The 20,446-nt window shown below is 57.1% G+C and carries 18 protein-coding genes; 6 read left to right on the top strand and 12 right to left on the bottom strand.

Going from position 1 to position 20,446, the window contains the following annotated elements; translation table 11 throughout:
* Nucleotides 1-14 precede the first annotated feature (14 nt).
* Both C6A40_RS09550 and C6A40_RS09545 read right to left on the bottom strand, forming a co-directional pair.
* Entirely contained in the window at nucleotides 15-1,403 is a 1,389-nt protein-coding gene (locus C6A40_RS09550) for a NarK family nitrate/nitrite MFS transporter (RefSeq protein WP_025910957.1), read from the bottom strand.
* A gap of 207 nt (nucleotides 1,404-1,610) precedes the next feature.
* A complete protein-coding gene (locus C6A40_RS09545; protein WP_021240211.1) occupies nucleotides 1,611-2,186 on the bottom strand; it encodes a TetR family transcriptional regulator in 576 nt (191 codons plus the stop codon).
* Between the two features lie 117 nt (nucleotides 2,187-2,303).
* On the opposite strand from C6A40_RS09545, the gene C6A40_RS09540 reads away from it, so the two are divergent.
* On the top strand, nucleotides 2,304-3,791 hold the full coding sequence (locus C6A40_RS09540; RefSeq protein ID WP_045333848.1) for an MFS transporter: 1,488 nt from the start codon (nucleotides 2,304-2,306) through the stop codon (nucleotides 3,789-3,791).
* A gap of 66 nt (nucleotides 3,792-3,857) precedes the next feature.
* Here the strand turns inward: C6A40_RS09540 and C6A40_RS09535 are convergent, their stop codons facing one another.
* From C6A40_RS09535 to C6A40_RS09505, 7 genes are read right to left on the bottom strand one after another with little or no spacing between them, the layout of a single operon-like run.
* Nucleotides 3,858-5,084: a Zn-dependent hydrolase gene (locus tag C6A40_RS09535; RefSeq protein WP_045333846.1), complete on the bottom strand. Its 1,227-nt coding sequence runs from the start codon at nucleotides 5,082-5,084 to the stop codon at nucleotides 3,858-3,860.
* On the bottom strand, nucleotides 5,081-5,563 hold the full coding sequence (locus C6A40_RS09530) for an L-2-amino-thiazoline-4-carboxylic acid hydrolase (protein WP_045333844.1): 483 nt from the start codon (nucleotides 5,561-5,563) through the stop codon (nucleotides 5,081-5,083). The genes C6A40_RS09535 and C6A40_RS09530 overlap by 4 nt, the downstream gene beginning before the upstream one ends.
* A gap of 17 nt (nucleotides 5,564-5,580) precedes the next feature.
* Nucleotides 5,581-6,738, bottom strand: a complete 1,158-nt coding sequence (locus C6A40_RS09525; RefSeq protein ID WP_045333843.1) for a branched-chain amino acid ABC transporter substrate-binding protein — start codon at nucleotides 6,736-6,738, stop codon at nucleotides 5,581-5,583.
* Nucleotides 6,739-6,766: 28 nt separating this feature from the next.
* Nucleotides 6,767-7,486, bottom strand: coding sequence for an ABC transporter ATP-binding protein (locus C6A40_RS09520; protein ID WP_114191270.1), 720 nt, complete (start codon nucleotides 7,484-7,486; stop codon nucleotides 6,767-6,769).
* Entirely contained in the window at nucleotides 7,479-8,246 is a 768-nt protein-coding gene (locus tag C6A40_RS09515) for an ABC transporter ATP-binding protein (protein WP_045333840.1), read from the bottom strand. The genes C6A40_RS09520 and C6A40_RS09515 overlap by 8 nt, the downstream gene beginning before the upstream one ends.
* Complete coding sequence (locus C6A40_RS09510) at nucleotides 8,243-9,349, bottom strand: branched-chain amino acid ABC transporter permease (protein WP_045333838.1); 1,107 nt, start codon at nucleotides 9,347-9,349, stop codon at nucleotides 8,243-8,245. The genes C6A40_RS09515 and C6A40_RS09510 overlap by 4 nt, the downstream gene beginning before the upstream one ends.
* A gap of 8 nt (nucleotides 9,350-9,357) precedes the next feature.
* The gene (locus C6A40_RS09505; protein ID WP_045333836.1) at nucleotides 9,358-10,308 is read right to left on the bottom strand and encodes a branched-chain amino acid ABC transporter permease; all 951 of its coding nucleotides are present in this window, start codon (nucleotides 10,306-10,308) and stop codon (nucleotides 9,358-9,360) included.
* Nucleotides 10,309-10,478: 170 nt separating this feature from the next.
* Between C6A40_RS09505 and C6A40_RS09500 the strand changes: the two genes are divergently transcribed.
* Entirely contained in the window at nucleotides 10,479-11,423 is a 945-nt protein-coding gene (locus tag C6A40_RS09500) for a LysR substrate-binding domain-containing protein (protein WP_045333835.1), read from the top strand.
* A gap of 52 nt (nucleotides 11,424-11,475) precedes the next feature.
* Here C6A40_RS09500 and C6A40_RS09495 read toward each other — a convergent pair whose 3' ends face one another.
* Nucleotides 11,476-12,585 (bottom strand): porin OmpC, encoded by a 1,110-nt coding sequence (locus C6A40_RS09495; protein WP_008501733.1) that lies wholly within the window; start codon nucleotides 12,583-12,585, stop codon nucleotides 11,476-11,478.
* Between the two features lie 628 nt (nucleotides 12,586-13,213).
* A complete protein-coding gene (gene yddG, locus C6A40_RS09490; protein ID WP_023292335.1) occupies nucleotides 13,214-14,092 on the bottom strand; it encodes an aromatic amino acid DMT transporter YddG in 879 nt (292 codons plus the stop codon).
* 220 nt (nucleotides 14,093-14,312) lie between these two features.
* Here yddG and fdnG point away from each other — a divergent pair, with 220 nt between their 5' ends.
* The 3 genes from fdnG to fdnI are packed head-to-tail and all read left to right on the top strand — an operon-like array spanning nucleotide 14,313 to nucleotide 18,905.
* On the top strand, nucleotides 14,313-17,360 hold the full coding sequence (gene fdnG, locus C6A40_RS09485; protein WP_114191269.1) for a formate dehydrogenase-N subunit alpha: 3,048 nt from the start codon (nucleotides 14,313-14,315) through the stop codon (nucleotides 17,358-17,360).
* 11 nt (nucleotides 17,361-17,371) lie between these two features.
* On the top strand, nucleotides 17,372-18,256 hold the full coding sequence (gene fdxH, locus C6A40_RS09480) for a formate dehydrogenase subunit beta (RefSeq protein ID WP_045333831.1): 885 nt from the start codon (nucleotides 17,372-17,374) through the stop codon (nucleotides 18,254-18,256).
* On the top strand, nucleotides 18,249-18,905 hold the full coding sequence (fdnI, locus tag C6A40_RS09475) for a formate dehydrogenase-N subunit gamma (RefSeq protein ID WP_032640727.1): 657 nt from the start codon (nucleotides 18,249-18,251) through the stop codon (nucleotides 18,903-18,905). The genes fdxH and fdnI overlap by 8 nt, the downstream gene beginning before the upstream one ends.
* A 58-nt stretch (nucleotides 18,906-18,963) precedes the next feature.
* Here the strand turns inward: fdnI and ppk2 are convergent, their stop codons facing one another.
* Nucleotides 18,964-19,782 carry a polyphosphate kinase 2 gene (gene ppk2 / locus C6A40_RS09470; protein ID WP_008501727.1) on the bottom strand — a complete coding sequence of 273 codons (819 nt, stop codon included), beginning with the start codon at nucleotides 19,780-19,782 and terminating at the stop codon, nucleotides 18,964-18,966.
* 252 nt (nucleotides 19,783-20,034) lie between these two features.
* Here ppk2 and C6A40_RS09465 point away from each other — a divergent pair, with 252 nt between their 5' ends.
* A complete protein-coding gene (locus tag C6A40_RS09465) occupies nucleotides 20,035-20,400 on the top strand; it encodes a hypothetical protein (protein WP_114191268.1) in 366 nt (121 codons plus the stop codon).
* Nucleotides 20,401-20,446: the final 46 nt, after the last annotated feature.

Here is a 20,446-nt window from a genome sequence, read left to right as displayed (position 1 = left end):
CTTCGGACGTGTAGTTATTCTTGTTTTGCGGATTTGCGGCCATACACCAGCCAGGTAACGAGCACGCAGACGATGTAAAACACGAGGAACACCTTCATGGCGCCGACCGGCGACCCGGTCATCGCCAGCGAGGTGCCAAAGGCTTTGGGAATGAAGAACCCGCCAACGGCGCCGATAGCGGAGATAAAGCCCAGCGCGGCGGCGGTCTCTGTCACCGCTTCGTGCTGCGCCTGCTCGTCCGTACCGCCCTGCTTTTTGACGCGATCGAGCGTGATTTGGCGGAAAATAATCGCGATCATCTGGAAGGTCGATCCGCTGCCGAGCCCGGCGGTGAGGAACAGCCCCATAAAGACCAGATAGAACGCGACAAAGCTGCCGGAGCCAGAGCCGGGCAGCGTCAGGAAGATCAGGGCGCTGAAGAGGGCCATAAAGACGAAGTTAATCAGCGTGACCCGCACGCCGCCCAGTTTGTCAGAGATCATCCCGCCCGCTGATCGTGCCAGCGCACCGATTAGAGGGCCAAAGAAGGCGAGGTGCAGAATGTTGACGTCCGGAAACTGGGTTTTTGACAGCATGGCAAAGCCCGCCGAGAAGCCGATAAACGAGCCGAAGGTCGCCAGATAGAGAAGGCTCAGCAGCCAGAGATGAAAGCGCTTCAGCACCGGGAGCTGGCTGGCGATAGAGGCCTTGGAGCTGGCGATATCGTTCATTCCAAAGAAGGCCGCAAGGGTGGCCAGCAGCAGCAGCGGCGCCCATATCCAGGCCGCATTGGCCAGCCACAGGGTGGAACCGTCATCCTGCGGTACGCCCTCCACGCCCAGGAAGGTAAACATCGGCAGGAAGATCACCAGCGGCGCGACCAGCTGCATCACGCTGACGCCCAGGTTGCCGAGCCCGCCGTTAATACCGAGCGCGCTACCCTGTTTTGCTTTGGGGAAGAAGAAGCTGATGTTGCCCATGCTGGAGGCAAAGTTGGCGCCTGCAAAGCCGCAGAGCAGGGCAATCACAATAAAGATCCAGTAAGGCGTCGCGGTGTTCTGAATGGCCATCCCCAGCCAGACGCAGGGAATGATCAGGATGACGGTACTCAATACCGTCCAGTAGCGTCCGCCAAATATGGGCACCATAAACGAATAGGGGACGCGCAATATCGCGCCGGAGAGAGAAGGTAATGCCGTTAGCATAAAAAGTTGATCGGTGGTGAAATTAAATCCGACTTTATTCAGATTGACGGCAATGGCGCTAAATAACATCCAGACGCAAAACGCTAACAGCAAACAGGCGACAGAAATCCACAGGTTTCTTCGCGCGATATGTTTTCCTTTGTTTTCCCAAAATTGCACATTTTCCGGTTTCCAGTTACTTAACAGATGCGGATTACTCTTCTCACTTTGTTGTGACATATCACCCTCTTGCTCGCCAGAATGAAGAGAAAACAAATGAAAACAGTTAGATAGATGTGTGTGTGCTGGTTGGTTTATTGGATGTTTTTAGATACAACTGAAAGGATAGATAAAAAAGCGAACCCCTGAGATTCGAAAGGAAATATGGGTTCGCTTAATGTGTTACTAATTGTAAAACTCGTGGTAAATAATACTCCGTTGGGAGTATTAACCCAATTCGAGGGAGATAAGTTTATCGAGATGCTTATTAAACGCCGCATCGTCCATTTCGGGCATATTTAAAATCGTGATCCCGTCAAGCCCACAAACCAGCCCGATCAATCGCCAGGCAATATTTTCCGCGCGATCGGTAAGCGTAAAGGCGTTGGCCTCCGCCCCGGCGCGGATAATCGCCACGGTCTCCTGATGCCACATCTCCATGGTCAGGGCGTAAGCCGCGTTGATTTCAGGATCCCGGCTGGCGAGAATTTGAGCTTCCCGCCAGAGGCGAATGTAAGGCTCAAGCCCGCCGTCGTCACTGCCGAGCATGCTGTGCAGCCGTTCCCGCCAGCTGGCGTTTTCACCCACCACGTCGGCATCCAGCAGCTCGCGGATCACGCGCACAAAGGCCAGCGATTTTAGCTCGCCGCCGGAGGCGAAGTGGTGGTGGACCTGTCCGGTCGCGACGCCCGCTTCAGCGGCAATTCGCCGTACCGTCATGGCTGCCAGCCCCTCGGCCAGCGCTACGCGCATCGCGGCCTGCAGGATCGCTTCCCGTCTCTCTTCCTTGCTCAAATATTGCATTTTTTCACTACTCTCAATAGGAATGAAACGAGTGTAACAAAAAGCTGGACACACGTTCAACTTTACGTAGGATCGCAATCTGGACATGTGTCCAGGTTTGAGATGAAAAGGAAATCTATGTTTCGTCAGTGGTTAGCGTTAGTGATTATCGTGCTGGTGTATATCCCGGTGGCGATTGACGCGACGGTGCTGCACGTAGCGGCGCCGACATTGAGCATGACGCTGGGCGCCAGCGGCAATGAATTATTGTGGATCATCGATATTTACTCGCTGGTGATGGCGGGAATGGTGCTGCCGATGGGCGCCCTGGGTGACCGCATCGGTTTTAAACGGTTGTTGATGATCGGCAGCACGCTGTTTGGCCTGTCATCGCTGGCGGCAGCGTTTGCTCCCTCAGCAGGGTGGCTGATCGCGGCGCGCGCCTCGCTGGCGATTGGTGCGGCCATGATCATTCCTGCCACTCTGGCGGGGATCCGCACGCTCTTTACCGACGCGAAAGATCGCAACATCGCGCTCGGCGTCTGGGCGGCGGTCGGTTCCGGCGGGGCAGCGTTTGGCCCGCTGATTGGCGGTATGCTGCTGGAGCATTTTTACTGGGGATCGGTGTTTTTGATCAACGTGCCGATTGTGCTGGTGGTGGTGTCGCTGGCCGCGCGTTTTGTCCCCCGTCAGCAGGGCCGACCGGAGCAGCCGCTGAATATCAGCCATGCCATCATGCTGATTGTGGCGATTTTGCTGCTGGTCTACAGCGCCAAAACCGCGCTTAAGGGCGCTCTGGCGCCGTGGCTGGTGGCGTGTACCCTACTGACGGGTGTCGTGATGCTGTTTATTTTTGTGCGCATCCAGCTGCGCGCCCGCGTGCCGATGATCGACATGCGCCTGTTCTGTCACCGCATCATTTTAAGCGGCGTGGTAATGGCGATGACGGCGATGATCGCCCTGGTGGGCTTTGAATTGCTGATGGCGCAGGAACTGCAGTTTGTCCATGGCTTTACGCCGTTCGAGGCGGGCATGTTTATGCTCCCGGTAATGGTGGCCAGCGGGTTCAGCGGACCGATTGCCGGTGTGCTGGTGGGCCGTCTGGGGCTACGCATTGTCGCTGCGGGTGGCATGGGGCTGAGCGCGGTCAGCTTTATCGGCCTGTCGACGCTCGACTTCAGCACGCAGCAGTGGCAGGCGTGGGGGCTGATGGTGCTGCTCGGCTTCAGTGCCGCCAGCGCGCTGCTGGCTTCGACCTCGGCCATTATGGCGGCCGCGCCGAAAGAGAAGGCGGCTGCCGCCGGAGCCATTGAAACCATGTCCTATGAGCTGGGGGCCGGGCTGGGGATCGCCATTTTTGGTCTGCTGTTGACCCGCAGCTTCTCGGCGTCGATTGCGCTGCCGCAGGGGCTGCATGCCTCGCTCGTCGATAAAGCCTCGTCATCGATTGGTGAAGCGATGAAGGTGGCGCAGGAACTGACGCCGTCCCTCGCGGAGCCGGTGATTGAGGCGGCGAAAAGTGCGTTTATTACTTCCCACAGCGTGGCGCTGGGGAGTGCGGGCGGAATGCTGCTGTTGCTGGCAGTGGGGATCTGGTTCAGCCTGGCGAAGGTGCCGAAGGGGTAAAACACGCCCGGTGGCGCTGCGCTTACCGGGCCTACGGGCGCGGTTGTCCGAGCCGCGCCACTCGGTTTATTGTTCCTGGGCCGCGGCCAACACGCTGTGCAACAGCACGTTCGCCCCTTTTTCCGACCACTCCGGCAGGATCCTTTCCGCTTCGTTATGGCTGATGCCCTTCACGCAGGGGATAAAAATCATGCTGGCAGGGGCAATTTTGCTCACATAGCAGGCGTCGTGTCCCGCGCCGGAGACCATCGGTTTCGCCGAGTAGCCCAGTTCCGCCACGGCCTTCTCCGTGCGGGCCAGACATTCGGCATCAAACGCGATGGGCGCGTAGTCAAAGATGCGCTCAACGACAGCCGCCACCCCGCGCAGGCTCAGGCTTTCAGCCACCTTATGCAGCGCCGCCTCCATGGCTTCCAGCGCCGTCTGCGCCGGATGGCGAAACTCCACGCTGCAGACCACCCGAGACGGCACGACGTTGCGCGAGTTTGGCGTAACCTGCGCCATACCGATCGTCGCCCGTCCGTCCGGCGCATGCCGATAGCCAATCTCCTCCACCTTCAGCGCCAGCTCCGCGAAGGCGGTCAGCGCGTCGCGGCGGCTGTGCATCGGCGTCGTTCCTGCATGGGCGGCAAATCCGTCCAGCGTCAGGGTGAACCAGCGCTGGCCCATTGCCGCGCGGACGAGCCCGATATCCAGACCTTCGTCCTCCAGAATCGGGCCCTGCTCGATGTGCAGCTCGTAGCAGGCGTAAACCGGAAACGCGCGGGCAGGGGCTTCACCCCGGTAGCCGATGTTATCCAGGGCTTCACCCACGGTGATGCCATCGTGATCGGCGCGGGCATGGGCGTACGCTTCGCTAAATTGCCCCGTCCAGACCCCTGAAGCGAGCATGGCTGGCGCGAAGCGCGCGCCTTCTTCGTTGGTCCAGTTGACCAGCACAACGTCACGTTCCGTCTCAATGTGATGGTCGTTGAGCGTTCGCAGCAGCTCCAGCCCGGCCAGCACGCCGTAAACCCCGTCGTAGTTCCCCCCCAGCGGCTGCGTATCCACGTGCGAACCGGTCAAGACCGGGGCAAGCTGCGGATTTTTCCCCGCACGACGGATAAACATATTGCCCATGCTGTCGACGTCACAGGTAAAACCGGCGTCCAGCGCCCAGTCGCGAAGCAGATTACGCGCAACGCGATCTTCCTCGCTCAGTGCCAGACGGGTGACGCCACCGGCGGGCGTGCCGCCGATCTGCGCCATCATCTCAAGCGTTGACCACAGCCGTTCGGCGTTGACGCGGATCATGGCTTGTCCTTACTGCTGCGGTAACGGAAATCACAGCACGCGCCGCCCTGCATAATGGTGGTGGTGCGGGTTAGCTCTACGTCGGGCGCATAGCCCACGATGAATTTTTCATCGCGCGCGCAGGAGAGCAGGTGACCAATTTCGCCCAGCCCCATCTCGTGGTACATCTCCGCGTAGCGACAGCGGGTCACGTTGTAGTTGTACTGCTGGTCGTCGGCGTCAATCACCTTCACGTCCAGGGCGTTATCTTTCTCCCACAGATACTGCAGGGCGATAAAGCTCTTGATGTTTGCGCCGTTGGGTTCTTTGCTGGCAAACCCTTTGCCAGCATCAATCGCGGCCTGCTCAATGGCCTCACCAATCACCGCCTGGGCGCGGTCTTTCCCTATCTCGCGCACCAGGATTTCATAAATTGGCTTAATAATTTCGGCTTCAATTTTGCGGCGGGCGAGAATGCCCAGCTCGTTATTATCACTCATCACATTGCCTCGCTGCGTTACTTCACTTTTGCGCCGCCCAGCACGGTCTGCGGCTGCCATTTGCCGTCGACAACCTTATAGACCGTGAACGACGGCGATTTCAGGTTGCCCTCTTTATCAAACGCGATCTGTCCGGTGACGCCGGAGTAGCTGATGGCGCGCAGGGCGGGCAGATAGTCGGACGGCTCAACGGAGTCTGCTTTTTCCATCGCCGCCACCAGCACGCGGGTGGCGTCATAGGCGAACGGGGCGTGCAGTTCGATATGGGTGTGGTAGCGGGACTGGTACGCCTGCTCGAACGCTTTTCCACCCGGCATCTGGTCTACGGGCAGACCCGGCTCCAGCGCCACAACGCCTTCGCCTTCTTTCTGCGCCAGCTTGAGGAACGTCTGGCTGACGAATCCGCCTGCGCCCATCAGCGTGGCGTTCATGCCCAGCTGTTTGATGCGGCGCGCCAGCGGTGCGGCCTGGCTGTCGACGCCGCCGAAGAAGATCAGATCGGCGTTTTTACTGCGGATGGCGGTCAGTACGGCGCTGAAATCGACTGTTTTGTCATCCACGTACTGACGATCGACAATTTTCACGCCCTGGGCTTCCAGCGATTTAATAAACTGGTCTGCCAGACCCTGACCGAAGGCGGTACGGTCGTCGATCACCGCAATGCGTTTGGCTTTCAGGGTGTTAACCGCGTACTGACCGGCGAGCTGACCGCCGTCATCGTCGTGGCCCATCACGCGGAAGCTGGTGTCAAAACCCTGTTGGGTATAGGCATGACCGGTTGCGACCGGCGCCACCTGGGCGATACCCGCATCGTGATAAATACGGGCCGCCGGAATGCTGGTGCCGGTATTCCAGTGACCGACCACGCCCGCCACGCCGCTATCCACCAGACGCTGCGCGACGGCTACGGCAGTGCGCGGGTCGGACTGATCGTCTTCGGACTGCAGTTTGAAGGTCACCGCTTTGCCGCCGATGGTCGGGTGCTGCTTGTTAATGTCGTCAATGGCCAGCTGCGCGCCGTTCTCCAGATCTTTCCCGATACGGGCAGACGGGCCGGTCAGCGGGCCTGCCAGACCGATGACCACGGTTTCACCGTCAGCGGCCCACGCGGACGTTGAGGCAAAGCTGCCGAGCAGAATAGCGGCGCTGAGCGCGCTGATTTTTACTGTTTTCATTGTATTTCCCTGATGTTGGCTGGTGTGGTTAAACGGGCATTTCGCCCAAATAAATCTGTGCAATCTGGTCGTCGTTGAGCAGCGCTGTCGATTCGCCATGATGAACAATGCTGCCGCTGTCCATCACCCACGCGCTGCCGGTCACCTCCAGCGCGAGCCGGGCGTTTTGTTCGATAAGCAGCAGGGCGACGCCGCGCTCGCGTAGCCCGGCAATAACGGCAAATATGTTCTCGACCATCTTCGGGGCAAGGCCCATTGACGGCTCGTCGAGGATCAGCAGGCGCGGGCGGCTGAGCAGGGCGCGGTTAAGGGCCAGCAGCTGTTGCTCGCCGCCGGACAGCAGACCGGCAAGCTGATGCTGGCGTTCGCCCAGACGCGGGAAGCGCTCGAAAATTTCGTTCATCTCGCGCCTGATGGTGACAGTGTCACGCCTGAGCCAGGCGCCCATCTGCAGGTTTTCCAGCACCGTCATGCGGGAGAATATCCCGCGTCCCTCCGGGACCATCACCAGCCCGTCGCGAAGCAGGGTCTCCGGGCTCTGTTTACGTACCGCTTTACCGCTGAAGTCAATGCTGCCGCTAAAGCTTTCCAGCCCGGTAATGGCGCGCACGGTGGAGCTTTTCCCCGCGCCGTTAGCGCCGATCAGCGTAGCCTGTTCGCCCTCGCGCAGGGTAAAGGAGACATCGCGTACGGCCTGAATGCCGCCGTAATGCACGTCCAGACGTTCCACCTTCAGTAATTCAGACATGAGCGTGACCTCCAAGCCAGGCGGCGATCACTGCCGGGTCGCGCCGCACGCTTTCCGGCGTGCCGCTGGCGAGCGTTTTGCCGTAATCGAGCACCGTCAGGCGATCGCAGATGCCCATCACCAGCTTGACGTCATGCTCAATCATCAGCAGGGTTTTGCCGTCATCGCGGATGCGGATGAGCAGCTCGCCGAGCGCCACTTTTTCCGCCGCGTTCATCCCGGCAGCGGGTTCATCCAGCGCCAGCAGCAGCGGATCCGTTGCCAGCGCGCGGGCGATTTCAAGCCGACGCTGATGGCCATAGGCCAGGTCGCAGGCGCGATAGTGGGCGAACTGCGCAATGCCGGTATAGTCCAGCCAGTGCCAGGCCAGCTCGCGGGTCTGCTTCTCTTCCTCGCGGGCGCGTTTGTGGCGGCTCAGCGCGGCCCACAGGCCGTTACGGGTGCGCACGTGGCGGCCCACCATCACGTTTTCCAGCACCGACATCTCGTTGAAGAGGCGCACGTTCTGGAAGGTGCGGGCAATCCCGGCGGCGGTCACTTTCTCTATCTGCTTCGGGAAGTAGGGCTTATCGGCAATCGAAAACTCGCCGCTGTCCGCCGGATAAAGCCCGGTGATCAGGTTAAAGCAGGTGGTTTTTCCCGCGCCGTTGGGGCCGATCAGCCCGTAGATCTCGCCTCTGTTCACGGTAATCGAAACGTCATCCACGGCAGTCAGCCCGCCGAAGCGTTTTGTCATGTTGCGTACGGTTAACAGACTCATGCCTTCACCTCCTTGTGGCGTACCGGCCAGATGCCGGACGGGCGCACCAGCATCACCAGCACCAGTGCCAGACCGTAAAACAGCTGGCGCAGCACTTCCGGGTCAATCAGCACCGTACCGAACAGCGCCTGCTGCACCGGCGCTGCCTGGCTGCGCAGCAGTTCCGGCAGGGCGGTAAGCAGTACCGCGCCGAGGATCACGCCCGGAATGTGCCCCATACCGCCCAGCACCACCATCGCCAGTACGGCAATCGATTCCTGTAACGTGAAGGATTCCGGGGAGACAAAGCCCTGAAACGCGCCGAAAAGCGCACCCGCCACGCCGCCAAAGGAGGCGCCCATCGCAAAGGCGAGCAGCTTATAGTTACGCACGTTGATGCCCATCGCGCGCGCCACATCTTCATCCTCGCGAATGGCGTGCCAGGCGCGGCCAATACGGGAATGCTGCAGGCGCAGGCAGACGAAGACGATCGCGATAATCACCAGCATCAGCAGGTAGTACCACAGCCACAGCGCGGGTACTTTGAAACCAAACCAGTGGTATACGCCGCTGAACTTCAGGCCGAACAGGTTCAGCGTATCCACTCCGGTTATGCCCTTTGCGCCGTTGGTGATGTTCACCGGACGGTCGAGGTTACGCATCAGGATGCGGATAATTTCGCCAAAGCCGAGGGTCACTATCGCCAGGTAGTCCCCGCGCAGCTTGAGCGTAGGAGCACCGAGTAACATCCCGCAGACGGCCGCGACGAGGGCGGCCAGCGGAATAATGAGCAGATACGAGGTATGCAGCCCCTCCGGGAACCAGACGCCGAGGATCGGGAACACCTCCAGCAGGTGCGGGGAAGCCATCAGTGCCGCGAGGTAGGCGCCGACCGCGTAAAAGGCGATAAAGCCCATGTCCAGCAGGCCGGTATAGCCGACCACAATGTTAAGCCCGAGCGCCAGCATGATGTAGAGCAGGGCGAAGTCGATGACGCGCACCCAGTAGTTGCCGCCAAGCTGCGTGGCCACCACGGGCGCAATCAGCAGCGCGAGGCAGAACAGGCTCATGCCTGACCAGAATTTGCGCGTCGTCGCCGGGGTCTGGAGTTGAAGTGTTGTCATGGAAATCCTTACGCCCTGTTCGCCACGCGCTCGCCCAGCAGGCCAGCCGGACGGAAGACCAGCACCAGGATCAGCACCATAAAGGCAAAGACATCCTGATAGTTGCTGCCAAATACGCCGTGGGTCAGTTCACCCAAGTAGCCTGCGCCCAGCGCTTCGATAATGCCGAGCAGGATGCCGCCAATCATGGCGCCACGAATGTTACCAATGCCCCCCAGCACGGCGGCGGTAAAGGCCTTGATCCCGGGCAAAAAGCCCATCGAGAAGCTGGCGTTACCGTAGTTGCTGGCCATCATCACGCCTGCCAGCGCGGCAAATACGCCGCCAATGGCAAACGTCAGGGTAATAATGGCGTTTGGGTTAACCCCCATCAGCGTGGCCACGCGCGGGTTTTCCGCCACGGCGCGCATGCCGCGCCCCAGACGGGTGTATTCCACCAGCAGCCACAGCCCGGTCATCACCGCCAGCGCCAGGACAACGGTGACGATACCGGTGATGGTGACGATGGCAGGAGGATGCGCTTCGCTGCCGGACGTGACGGCGATAGGGTCCATCGGCAGGATCTGCGGGAACATCAGCGGGTTGCGCGTCCAGATAATCATCGCCACGGTTTGCAGCAGGACGGACACGCCGATACCCGAGATCAGCGGCGCGAGGCGCGGCGCGTTGCGCAGTCGACGGTAGGCAAAGCGTTCCACGGCCATCGCCAGCAGGGCGCAGACGGCCATGGCAATCATCAGGGCAACGCCGAGCTGCAACAGCTGCGGCATATGCGGAAAAGTGGTATTCAGGGCATTACTGGCGGAGAGCGTGGTGAGCGCGCCGACCATCAGAATATCGCCGTGAGCAAAGTTAATAATGCGCAAAATGCCATACACCATGGTATAGCCCAGCGCGATCAGCGCGTAGATGCTTCCCAGCATCACACCGTTGATCAGTTGTTGTATGAGTGTATCCAACGTCTGTACCCGCAAAGTGCTCGTTCTGCGGCTACCATCCAATAAATGAATAAAATTGTAAAATACACATCTATTATTTCTTATGATAAATAGATATTGTTCTATCTTTATGATTTATATAAATATAATGAAGACCTGTTTTTGGGTGAAAAGCCTAAAGAAATCAACATATGAATAAAACAGAACAATTGGTTGGCCTGCCTGCGTATGCAGAAAGTCGCCTTGCAAACGATCCGCCGCTTCGGGCTGTGCGTGCCTTTGAGGCCATTGCCCGGCTGGGCAGCGTCACGCTGGCCGCGCAGGAGCTGGACATTTCTCCGTCGGCCGTCAGCCATCAGCTCAGGGTGCTCGAAGGGTACCTGCAAATGCCGCTGACGGAGCGTCAGGGGCGCAGGCTGGTGCTGAGCCAGCACGGGCGGGAATACTACCGCTCGATCCGTGCTGCGTTTAACGTGCTGCGCCAGGCGACGGAGCACCTGGCGGAGCAGGCGCAAACGCGTCAGGTCACCATCAGCCTGATCCCGCTTTTTGGTATGGGGTGGTTTATCCCGCGCTTGCCTGCGTTCATGCGCGCCAACCCGCAAACCGAGATCAACGTGGTGTATGCCAACCACCGTAACTATCTGAGCGACGCGTCGGACATGTCGATTCGTTTTGGTAACGGACAGTGGGCGGGCTATCAGAGTGAAAAGCTGATTTCCGGGCAGATGGTGCCGGTGTGTAGCCGCGCGTTTTTGCGCGTGCATGGCCATATCGACACCCCTGAGCAACTGCTGCAGATGCCGCTGCTGCACGATGAGGAGCGCACGACGTGGGCGCAGTGGTTTGTACAGCAGGGGGTGAAGCGTCCCGTTCGCCGCAGCGGTCCAATGTTTGAGGACGGTCTGCTGACGCTGGCGGGCGTACAGGCGGGTCTGGGGTGTGCGCTGATGCGGGAGCCGCTGATTGCGCCGTATCTTGAGAGCGGCGAGCTGGTGAAGATCTTTGACCTACCGATTGATGACGGACGCGACTACTACCTCTGCGTGCGCTCAGATTCAGAGATGACCGAGGACGGCAAGCTGCTGCAAAACTGGCTGCGACGGGCAGCGGGCGGGGAGTCGTCTGGCGGGTAAAAGAGGGCGATAAAAAAGCCAGCTGTTCAGCTGGCTTTTGGAGAGACAAGATTTAGAACTGGTAGGTCAGACCCAGCGCTACGATGTTGTCGGTACCGATGCCTGCCTGGCGAGTGAACTTGTTGTCATCGAGCAGGTTGATTTTGTAATCCACGTAGGTGGACATGTTTTTGTTAAAATAATAGGTCGTGCCAACATCGATGTATTTCACCAGATCCTGGTCGCCGAAGTTTTCGATGTCTTTGCCTTTAGACTGCAGGTAAGCGATAGACGGACGCAGGCCAAAGTCGAACTGATACTGGGCCACAACTTCGAAGTTTTGCGCCTTATTTGCAAAGCCGTAAATGTCGGTACGCTTGTTGTTAGAGGTACCGAAACGGGTTGCATTGTAGGTCTGAGAGTATTGCGCCGCGAGGTAAATGTTGTTCGCGTCGTATTTCACACCACCGCTGTATACTTCTGCGCGGTCGCCTTCACCGTATACGCCAGCCGCATTCTGGTCAGCGGTACGACGGGAGGAGGACATTGCACCACCTACGCTGAAGCCTTCGCCCAGATCGTAAGTCAGGGATGCGCCATAGCCGTCACCGTTCTGGTTCAGCAGGCTGCGGCCGCTGGTGTTTTCACCACTTACGCTGCCGTTTTTACCCTGATACTGCAGAGCAAAGTTCAGGCCATCAACCAGACCAAAGAAGTCCTGGTTACGGTAGGTTGCCACGCCGTTAGCACGAGACTGCAGGAAGTTGTCGGCACCGTAGGTGTCACCGCCGAATTCTGGCAGAACGTCGGTCCAGGAGGTCACGTCGTAAATCACGCCGTAGTTACGACCGTAATCGAATGAACCTGCTTCCGCGAACTTCAGACCTGCAAACGCCACACGAGTCCAGGACTGGTTGTCGCCTTCGTCTTTGTTGCCCTGAATCTGGTATTCCCACTGGCCGTAACCGGACAGCTGATCGTTAACCTGGGTTTCACCCTTGAAGCCGATACGCATGTAGGTTTTATCGCCATCTGCGCCAGCATCATCAGAGAAATAGTGCAGACCTGTCACTTTACCGTACAGATCCAGCTTGTTACCGTCTTTGTTGTAAATTTCGGCAGCGTTAACAACGCCTGCTGCCAGCATGGAAGTGACTGCCACTGCAACTAATTTAAGTTTCATCTTAAATGTTCCTTATAATTTTTTTCGGTATTTCCTGAACCACTTTGAACGATTTCTAAACGAGGCTGTTCGTCAATGGCATGCTATTCTTAAAAATCTCGTAGTCTTATTTCAATAATAAGTTTCAAAATATTAGAGATAATTTCAATTAGTGTGATCTCGATCGTCTGAGAAGGCGATCATTCAAACAATGTGGTTGGAATTTATACGATTAATAGTTATTTAGTCAGTGGGATTATTGCTTTTACTATAATTTCTGATGGTTTTTGTTTATCGCGTTAAATTTCGCAATTTCCGAGGGTTTAATGAGGGTGGTATTGCTGCTTTTCTTTAAAAACAATGGGTTATTTAATTTTTCAGCGTCTATTCCGCATATTATCATAAAACTGTCAGAGCTGAATTATTGCACGCCATGCTATCCAGAGCGTTAATATTCATCATTCACTAATTTCATTGGGTTGTCAGTTTGTGTCAGCTCGCTTCAGGTGCCTTTACAGAAGGCGTTCAATATAAACCGAACTTAAACAGACGCTCTATTATCATGATAAATATTCTGATGCCTGATCACATTTTAAATTTATGTTAATTATGTTGCCGGGTTGAAATTCCCCCGGCCAGTCGAGCAGCGTTATTTTCGTGTGGCGTACCAGCAGAGCAACGACCCTGCGCAGACCATCAGCGCGCCTTGCCAGAACGAGAATGACAGGGGGGAGCTTAGCACCGCGGCGGCAAGCGCGGCAGAAAGCACGGGGGTAAAATAGGATACGGCAGCCAGAACCGTGACGTTACCGTGCAGGATGCCAATATTCCAGGCGGCGTAACCAAACCCAAGCGCGATACCGCACATAACCAGCTTCACGACTACCGGAAGCGTGAACACCATGTCGGGCTGATCGCTCAGGGCATATTTCACCCACAGACTCAGCGCGGTCAGCAAAACAAACAGGGTGATGCCGTTTTGCCCTTTCGCAAATTTGCTGGTGACGGTGCAATAGGCGGCCCAGATAAAGGCCCCGGCAAACGCCAGCGCATAGCTCAGAGGGCTGGAAACGACATTCCGGGTTATTTCCTCAAGGTGTAATCCTTCTTCGCCGCCCAATACCCAGCACACGCCCAGCAGCGAAATGAGCAAGCCGGGGATCACCCACAGGGTAGACTTTTGCCCGTTGAACAAAATCGCAAATACGATCGTCAGGCTCGGCCAAAGGTAATTGACCATGCCCACTTCAATCGCCTGCGATCGCGTTGCGGCATAGCCCAGCGACAGCGCCAGACATATTTCGTAGCTGACAAATAAAACGCTGCCGGCAATAAGATAGCGGGGAGAAAACCGTCGGATATCAGGAAATCCTACCGTCACCAGACACAGTAATCCGCTGAGGGTGTAAATCATCGCTGCACCGCCTACCGGGCCCAGTCCCTCACTCACGCTGCGAATAAGGCCGACCATGGTGCTCCATAACAGTATTGCCGCCAGCCCAATAAGCGTTGCTCTCTTTCTGTCCATTACTCGCCATCACAATAAAAATTAAAGGAAAAATGTATCGCATTACGCCTGTCGCTGTCGTGAATTATTCTCTTAAGCCGTTAATCAAAAAGGGGTAATGAAACGTTGCTGAGGTGACTATTAAGGGGGGGAAGGCTGATGACCTTGATTTGACGCAATAAAATCAGGGGCTTTGCTGTTAGTTTGCGGCGCGAAGTCTTTTCAGATAACGAGGACAGCAATGGACGTCAGCCGCAGACAATTTTTTAAAATCTGCGCGGGCGGTATGGCCGGAACAACAGCCGCAATGCTGGGATTTGCTCCCAAAATGGCGCTGGCTCAGGCGCGCAACTATAAACTGCTGCGCGCCAAAGAGATCCGTAACACCTGCACATACTGCTCCGTGGGTTGTGGGCTTTTAATGTATAGCCTGGGCGATGGCGCGAAGAACGCCAGAGAAGCGATTTATCACATTGAAGGGGATCCGGATCATCCGGTGAGCCGCGGGGCGTTATGCCCGAAAGGGGCGGGGCTGCTGGACTACGTCCACAGCGAAAACCGCCTGCGCTACCCCGAATACCGCGCGCCGGGCTCCGACAAATGGCAGCGTATCTCCTGGGATGAGGCCTTCTCCCGTATTGCGAAATTGATGAAAGCCGACCGCGACGCCAACTTTATTGAAAAGAACGCGCAGGGCGTGACGGTCAACCGCTGGCTTTCCACCGGCATGCTATGCGCCTCGGCGGCCAGTAATGAAACCGGCATGCTGACGCAAAAATTTGTGCGCTCGCTCGGCATGCTGGCGGTAGACAACCAGGCGCGCGTCTGACACGGACCAACGGTAGCAAGTCTTGCTCCAACATTTGGTCGCGGTGCGATGACCAACCACTGGGTTGATATCAAAAACGCGAACGTCGTGGTGGTGATGGGCGGTAACGCCGCTGAAGCCCATCCGGTGGGATTCCGCTGGGCGATGGAAGCGAAAAACAACAACGATGCGACGCTTATCGTCGTCGATCCGCGCTTTACGCGTACGGCATCGGTGGCCGATATCTATGCGCCGATCCGCTCCGGTACGGACATTACGTTCCTGTCCGGCGTGCTGCTGTACCTGATCGAAAACAACAAAATTAACGCGGAATACGTTAAGCACTACACCAACGCGAACCTGCTGGTGCGGGATGATTTTGCCTTCGAAGACGGGCTGTTTAGCGGCTATGACGCCGAAAAACGCCAGTACGATAAAACGTCCTGGAACTATCAGTTCGATGAAAACGGCTATGCGATGCGCGATGAAACGCTCACGCATCCGCGCTGCGTGTGGAACCTGCTGAAGCAGCACGTCTCCCGCTATACGCCGGACGTCGTGGAGAACATCTGCGGCACGCCGAAAGCGGACTTCCTGAAGGTGTGTGAAGTGCTGGCTTCCACCAGCGCCGCCGACAGAACCACCACGTTCCTGTACGCGCTGGGCTGGACGCAGCACACCGTGGGCGCGCAGAACATCCGCACCATGGCGATGATCCAGCTGCTGCTCGGCAACATGGGGATGGCAGGCGGCGGCGTGAACGCGCTGCGCGGCCACTCAAACATTCAGGGCCTGACCGATCTCGGTCTGCTCTCCACCAGCCTGCCGGGCTATCTGACGCTGCCGTCTGAAAAACAGACGGATTTGCAAAGCTATCTGGCGGCGAACACGCCAAAAGCGACGCTGCCGGATCAGGTGAACTACTGGAGCAACTATCCGAAATTCTACGTCAGCCTGATGAAATCCTTCTACGGCGATGCGGCGCAGAAAGAGAACGACTGGGGCTTTGAGTGGCTGCCGAAGTGGGATCAGGCTTACGACGTTATCAAGTATTTCAACATGATGGATAAGGGCGACGTCACGGGGTATATCTGCCAGGGCTTCAACCCGGTGGCCTCCTTCCCGGACAAGAACAAAGTCGTTCGCAGCCTGAGCAAGCTGAAGTACATGGTGGTTATCGATCCGCTGGTGACCGAGACCTCCACCTTCTGGCAGAACCACGGGGAATCGAACGATGTCGATCCGGCCTCGATTCAGACCGAAGTGTTCCGCCTGCCGTCCACCTGCTTTGCGGAAGAGGACGGCTCCATTGCCAACTCCGGCCGCTGGCTGCAGTGGCACTGGAAAGGCCAGGACGCGCCGGGCGAAGCGCGAAACGACGGCGAGATCCTCGCCGGGATTTACCACCGTCTGCGCGAAATGTACCGCACTGAAGGCGGCAAAGGCGCTGAGCCGCTGCTGAAGATGAGCTGGCACTACAAGCAGCCGGATCGTCCTGAATCCGAAGAGGTCGCGAAAGAGAACAACGGCGTGGCGCTGGCGGATCTGTATGACGCAAACGGCAATCTGGTGGCGAAGAAAGGCCAGCTGCTGAACAGCTTCGCGCTGCTGCGTGACGACGGTACCACGGCATCATCCTGCTGGATCTACACCGGCAGCTGGACGGAGCAGGGTAACCAGATGGCGAATCGCGACAACGCTGACCCGTCAGGCCTGGGCAACACCCTGGGCTGGGCATGGGCGTGGCCGCTGAACCGTCGCGTGCTCTACAACCGCGCGTCGGCGGATATCAACGGCAAGCCGTGGGATCCGAAGCGCATGCTGATCCAGTGGAACGGGGCGAAATGGACGGGGAACGACATCCCGGACTACAGCACCGCCGCGCCGGGCAGCAACACCGGGCCGTTTATCATGCAGCCGGAAGGGCTGGGGCGCCTGTTTGCCCTCAACAAGCTGGCGGAAGGACCGTTCCCGGAACACTACGAGCCGATGGAAACGCCGCTCGGCACCAACCCGCTGCACCCGAACGTGGTCTCCAGCCCGGTGGTGCGGATCTACGAAGACGACGTGCTGCGCCTGGGCAAAAAGGACAAGTTCCCGTACGTAGGGACGACCTACCGCCTGACCGAGCATTTCCATACCTGGACCAAGCACGCGCGGCTTAACGCCATCGCGCAGCCGGAACAGTTTGTGGAGATAAGCGAAACGCTGGCGAAAACCAAAGGCATCGCCAACGGCGACCGCGTGAAGGTGAGCAGCAAGCGCGGCTTTATTCGCGCGGTGGCGGTGGTCACCCGTCGTTTGCAAAGTCTGAACGTGCACGGCCAGCAGGTAGAAACTGTCGGTATCCCGCTGCACTGGGGCTTTGAGGGCGTTGCGCAAAAAGGTTACATCGCCAACACCCTGACGCCAAACGTCGGCGATTCCAACTCGCAAACGCCGGAGTATAAAGCGTTTCTGGTCAACATCGAGAAAGCGTAAGGAGCGATTAAATGGCGATGGAAACACAAGACATTATTAAACGCTCCGCGACCAACCCCATAACGCCCGCGCCCCGCGCGCGGGACTACAAGGCAGAGGTCGCCAAGCTTATCGACGTCTCCTCCTGCGTGGGCTGTAAGGCCTGTCAGGTGGCCTGTTCGGAGTGGAACGATATTCGCGACGAGGTGGGGCACTGCGTTGGGGTCTACGACAATCCGGCGGATCTGAGTGCCAAATCCTGGACGGTGATGCGCTTTAGCGAAACCGACCAGAACGGCAAACTGGAGTGGCTCATCCGCAAAGACGGCTGCATGCACTGTGAAGATCCGGGCTGCCTGAAGGCGTGCCCGTCTGCCGGGGCAATTATCCAGTACGCCAACGGGATCGTCGATTTCCAGCAGGACAACTGCATCGGCTGCGGGTACTGCATCGCGGGCTGTCCGTTTAATATCCCGCGCCTCAATAAAGAGGATAACCGGGTATACAAATGCACCCTGTGCGTGGACCGCGTCAGCGTCGGGCAGGAGCCTGCCTGCGTGAAGACCTGTCCAACCGGCGCCATTCACTTCGGCACCAAAAAAGAGATGCTGGAGGTGGCGCAGGAACGCGTCGATAAGCTCAAAGCGCGGGGCTACGACAAAGCGGGCATTTACAACCCGCAGGGCGTGGGCGGCACGCACGTCATGTATGTGCTGCACCATAGCGACCAGCCGGAGCTGTACCACAATCTGCCGAAGGATCCGGCGATCGATACCTCCATCAACCTGTGGAAAGGGGCGCTCAAGCCGCTGTCCGCGGCGGGCTTTATCGCCACCTTTGCCGGGCTGATTTATCACTACATCGGTATCGGGCCAAACAAAGAGGCGGATGACGACGAGGAGGAGCATCATGAGTAAGTCGAAAATGATAGTGCGCACCAAATTTGTCGATCGCGCCTGTCACTGGACGGTAGTGATCTGCTTCTTCCTGGTGGCGGTATCGGGAATTTCGTTCTTCTTCCCGACGCTGCAGTGGCTGACCGAAACCTTCGGTACGCCGCAGATGGGGCGCATTCTGCACCCGTTCTTCGGCGTGCTGATTTTCGTGGTGCTGATGTTTATGTTCGTGCGCTTCGTCCATCACAATATCCCGGACAAGCAGGATATCCCGTGGGTGAAAGGGATCGTTGAAGTCCTGAAGGGTAACGAGCACAAAGTCGCGAAGGTGGGGAAATACAACGCCGGGCAGAAGATGATGTTCTGGACCATCATGAGCATGATTTTTGTGCTGCTGGTGACCGGGGTGATTATCTGGCGTCCGTATTTTGCACACTACTTCCCGATACAGGTGATTCGCTACGCGCTGCTGATCCACGCGACGTCGGCCATCATTCTGATTCACGCCATCCTGATCCATATGTATATGGCGTTCTGGGTGAAAGGATCGATTAAAGGCATGATTGAAGGGAAGGTGAGCCGCCGCTGGGCGCAGAAACACCATCCGCGCTGGTACCGTGATGTGGAACGGCTGGAAGCGAAACAGGAAAGTACGGAAGGGATGAAGTAAAACCTGCGCCGTCGGCTTTGCCCGGCGGCGCTGCGCTTGCGCGGGCCTACTCTTCAAATCAGAACCGCTCTTCTACATACCGGAACGGATATTTCGTGGGTTTGACCTTGCCGATTTTGCGCTTCGGTAAATCCACCTTGTCGACGTGAATTTCTTTATACGGGATCTGCGAAAGCAGATGCGAAATAATATTCAGGCGCACGCGTTTTTTATCCTCTGAACGCGCCACAAACCACGGCGCCCAGGCGGTATCGGTGGCTTCAAACATGGCGTCGCGCGCAAGGGTGTACTCGTCCCAGAGGTTAAAAGACTTAATATCCATCGGCGACAGCTTCCAGATCTTACGCCCATCGTTAATACGGTCGCGCAGGCGGCGCTCCTGCTCTTTCGGCGTTACCTCCAGCCAGTACTTCAGCAGGATAATGCCAGCATCGACCATCGCTTTTTCCATGACCGGCGCGCCGTCTAAAAATTTCTCCGCCTGTTCCTCCGTGCAGAACCCCATCACCCGTTCCACGCCCGCGCGGTTATACCAGCTGCGATCGAAGATCACGATTTCACCCGCCGAGGGCAGGTGGGGCACATAGCGCTGGAAGTAGAGCTGGCTTTTTTCTTTTTCCGTCGGGGCAGGGAGCGCAACAACGCGAAAGACGCGCGGGCTGACGCGCTCGGTGATCGCTTTAATGGTGCCGCCTTTGCCAGCACCATCGCGTCCTTCAAAAACAATACACACTTTTAACCCTTTGGCGACGACCCACTGCTGGAGCTTAACCAGTTCGACGTGCAGGCGGCGGAGCTCTTTTTCATACTCTTTGGTCTTAAGCGGTGCATTCGATACGACATCAACAGCGACAGGGGTTTTCTTTTTGCTTCCCATGATTGTCATCCTCAGGTTGTCCGGTGCGGAAAAAGCGAGGCCGCACTATGAAGTGTAATCCACCTGATATTATGCGTATTGTTTTTAGGTAATTAATGTCTCGACACTTTTTTAAGCAGATACAGAGGTATTAACGAAGGTGCTAAGCACCTGTTTCCCTATGCAGATGCAATAAAATCAGCACATTTAATCCCACGCTCTATATGTGGTTAATGTGATAATTTCATTCTTATTTACTTAAAGGAACTAAGAATGAGTTGGAATAAAGACGCTGCGGTTTCGTATCTCCGTTCACACGCTCTGGGGCGCTCTCATAGTGAATGTGCTAAGTTTACCCGCCTTGCCATTCTGGCTGGCGGTGTTAAGGTAGCGAACACAGATTATGCAAAAGATTATGGGGTTGAATTATTACGTGCTGGATTCAGTGAGCTGCCGCCTGGTTCAACGTTAATTGCTGGTGATGTGGCCGTGATACAGCCATACCCAGGTGGAAATGGCATAGGCCACATGACTATGTATGACGGTACACAATGGATTTCTGATTTCGTTCAAAAAAGTATGTATCCGGGGCCTGGATACCGCAAAATGGCTTTGTTGAATAAATCAGATTTCGGGTAAGTCTCCCCCGTAGCGGGTTGTGTTTTCAGGCAATACGCACGCTTTC

The organism is Enterobacter sp. GER_MD16_1505_Eko_090 (genome assembly GCF_003331015.1).
GTDB lineage: Bacteria > Pseudomonadota > Gammaproteobacteria > Enterobacterales > Enterobacteriaceae > Enterobacter > Enterobacter roggenkampii.
The sequence above is the reverse complement of the archived record's forward strand: the minus strand, read 5'-3'. Positions and strand labels throughout refer to the sequence as shown.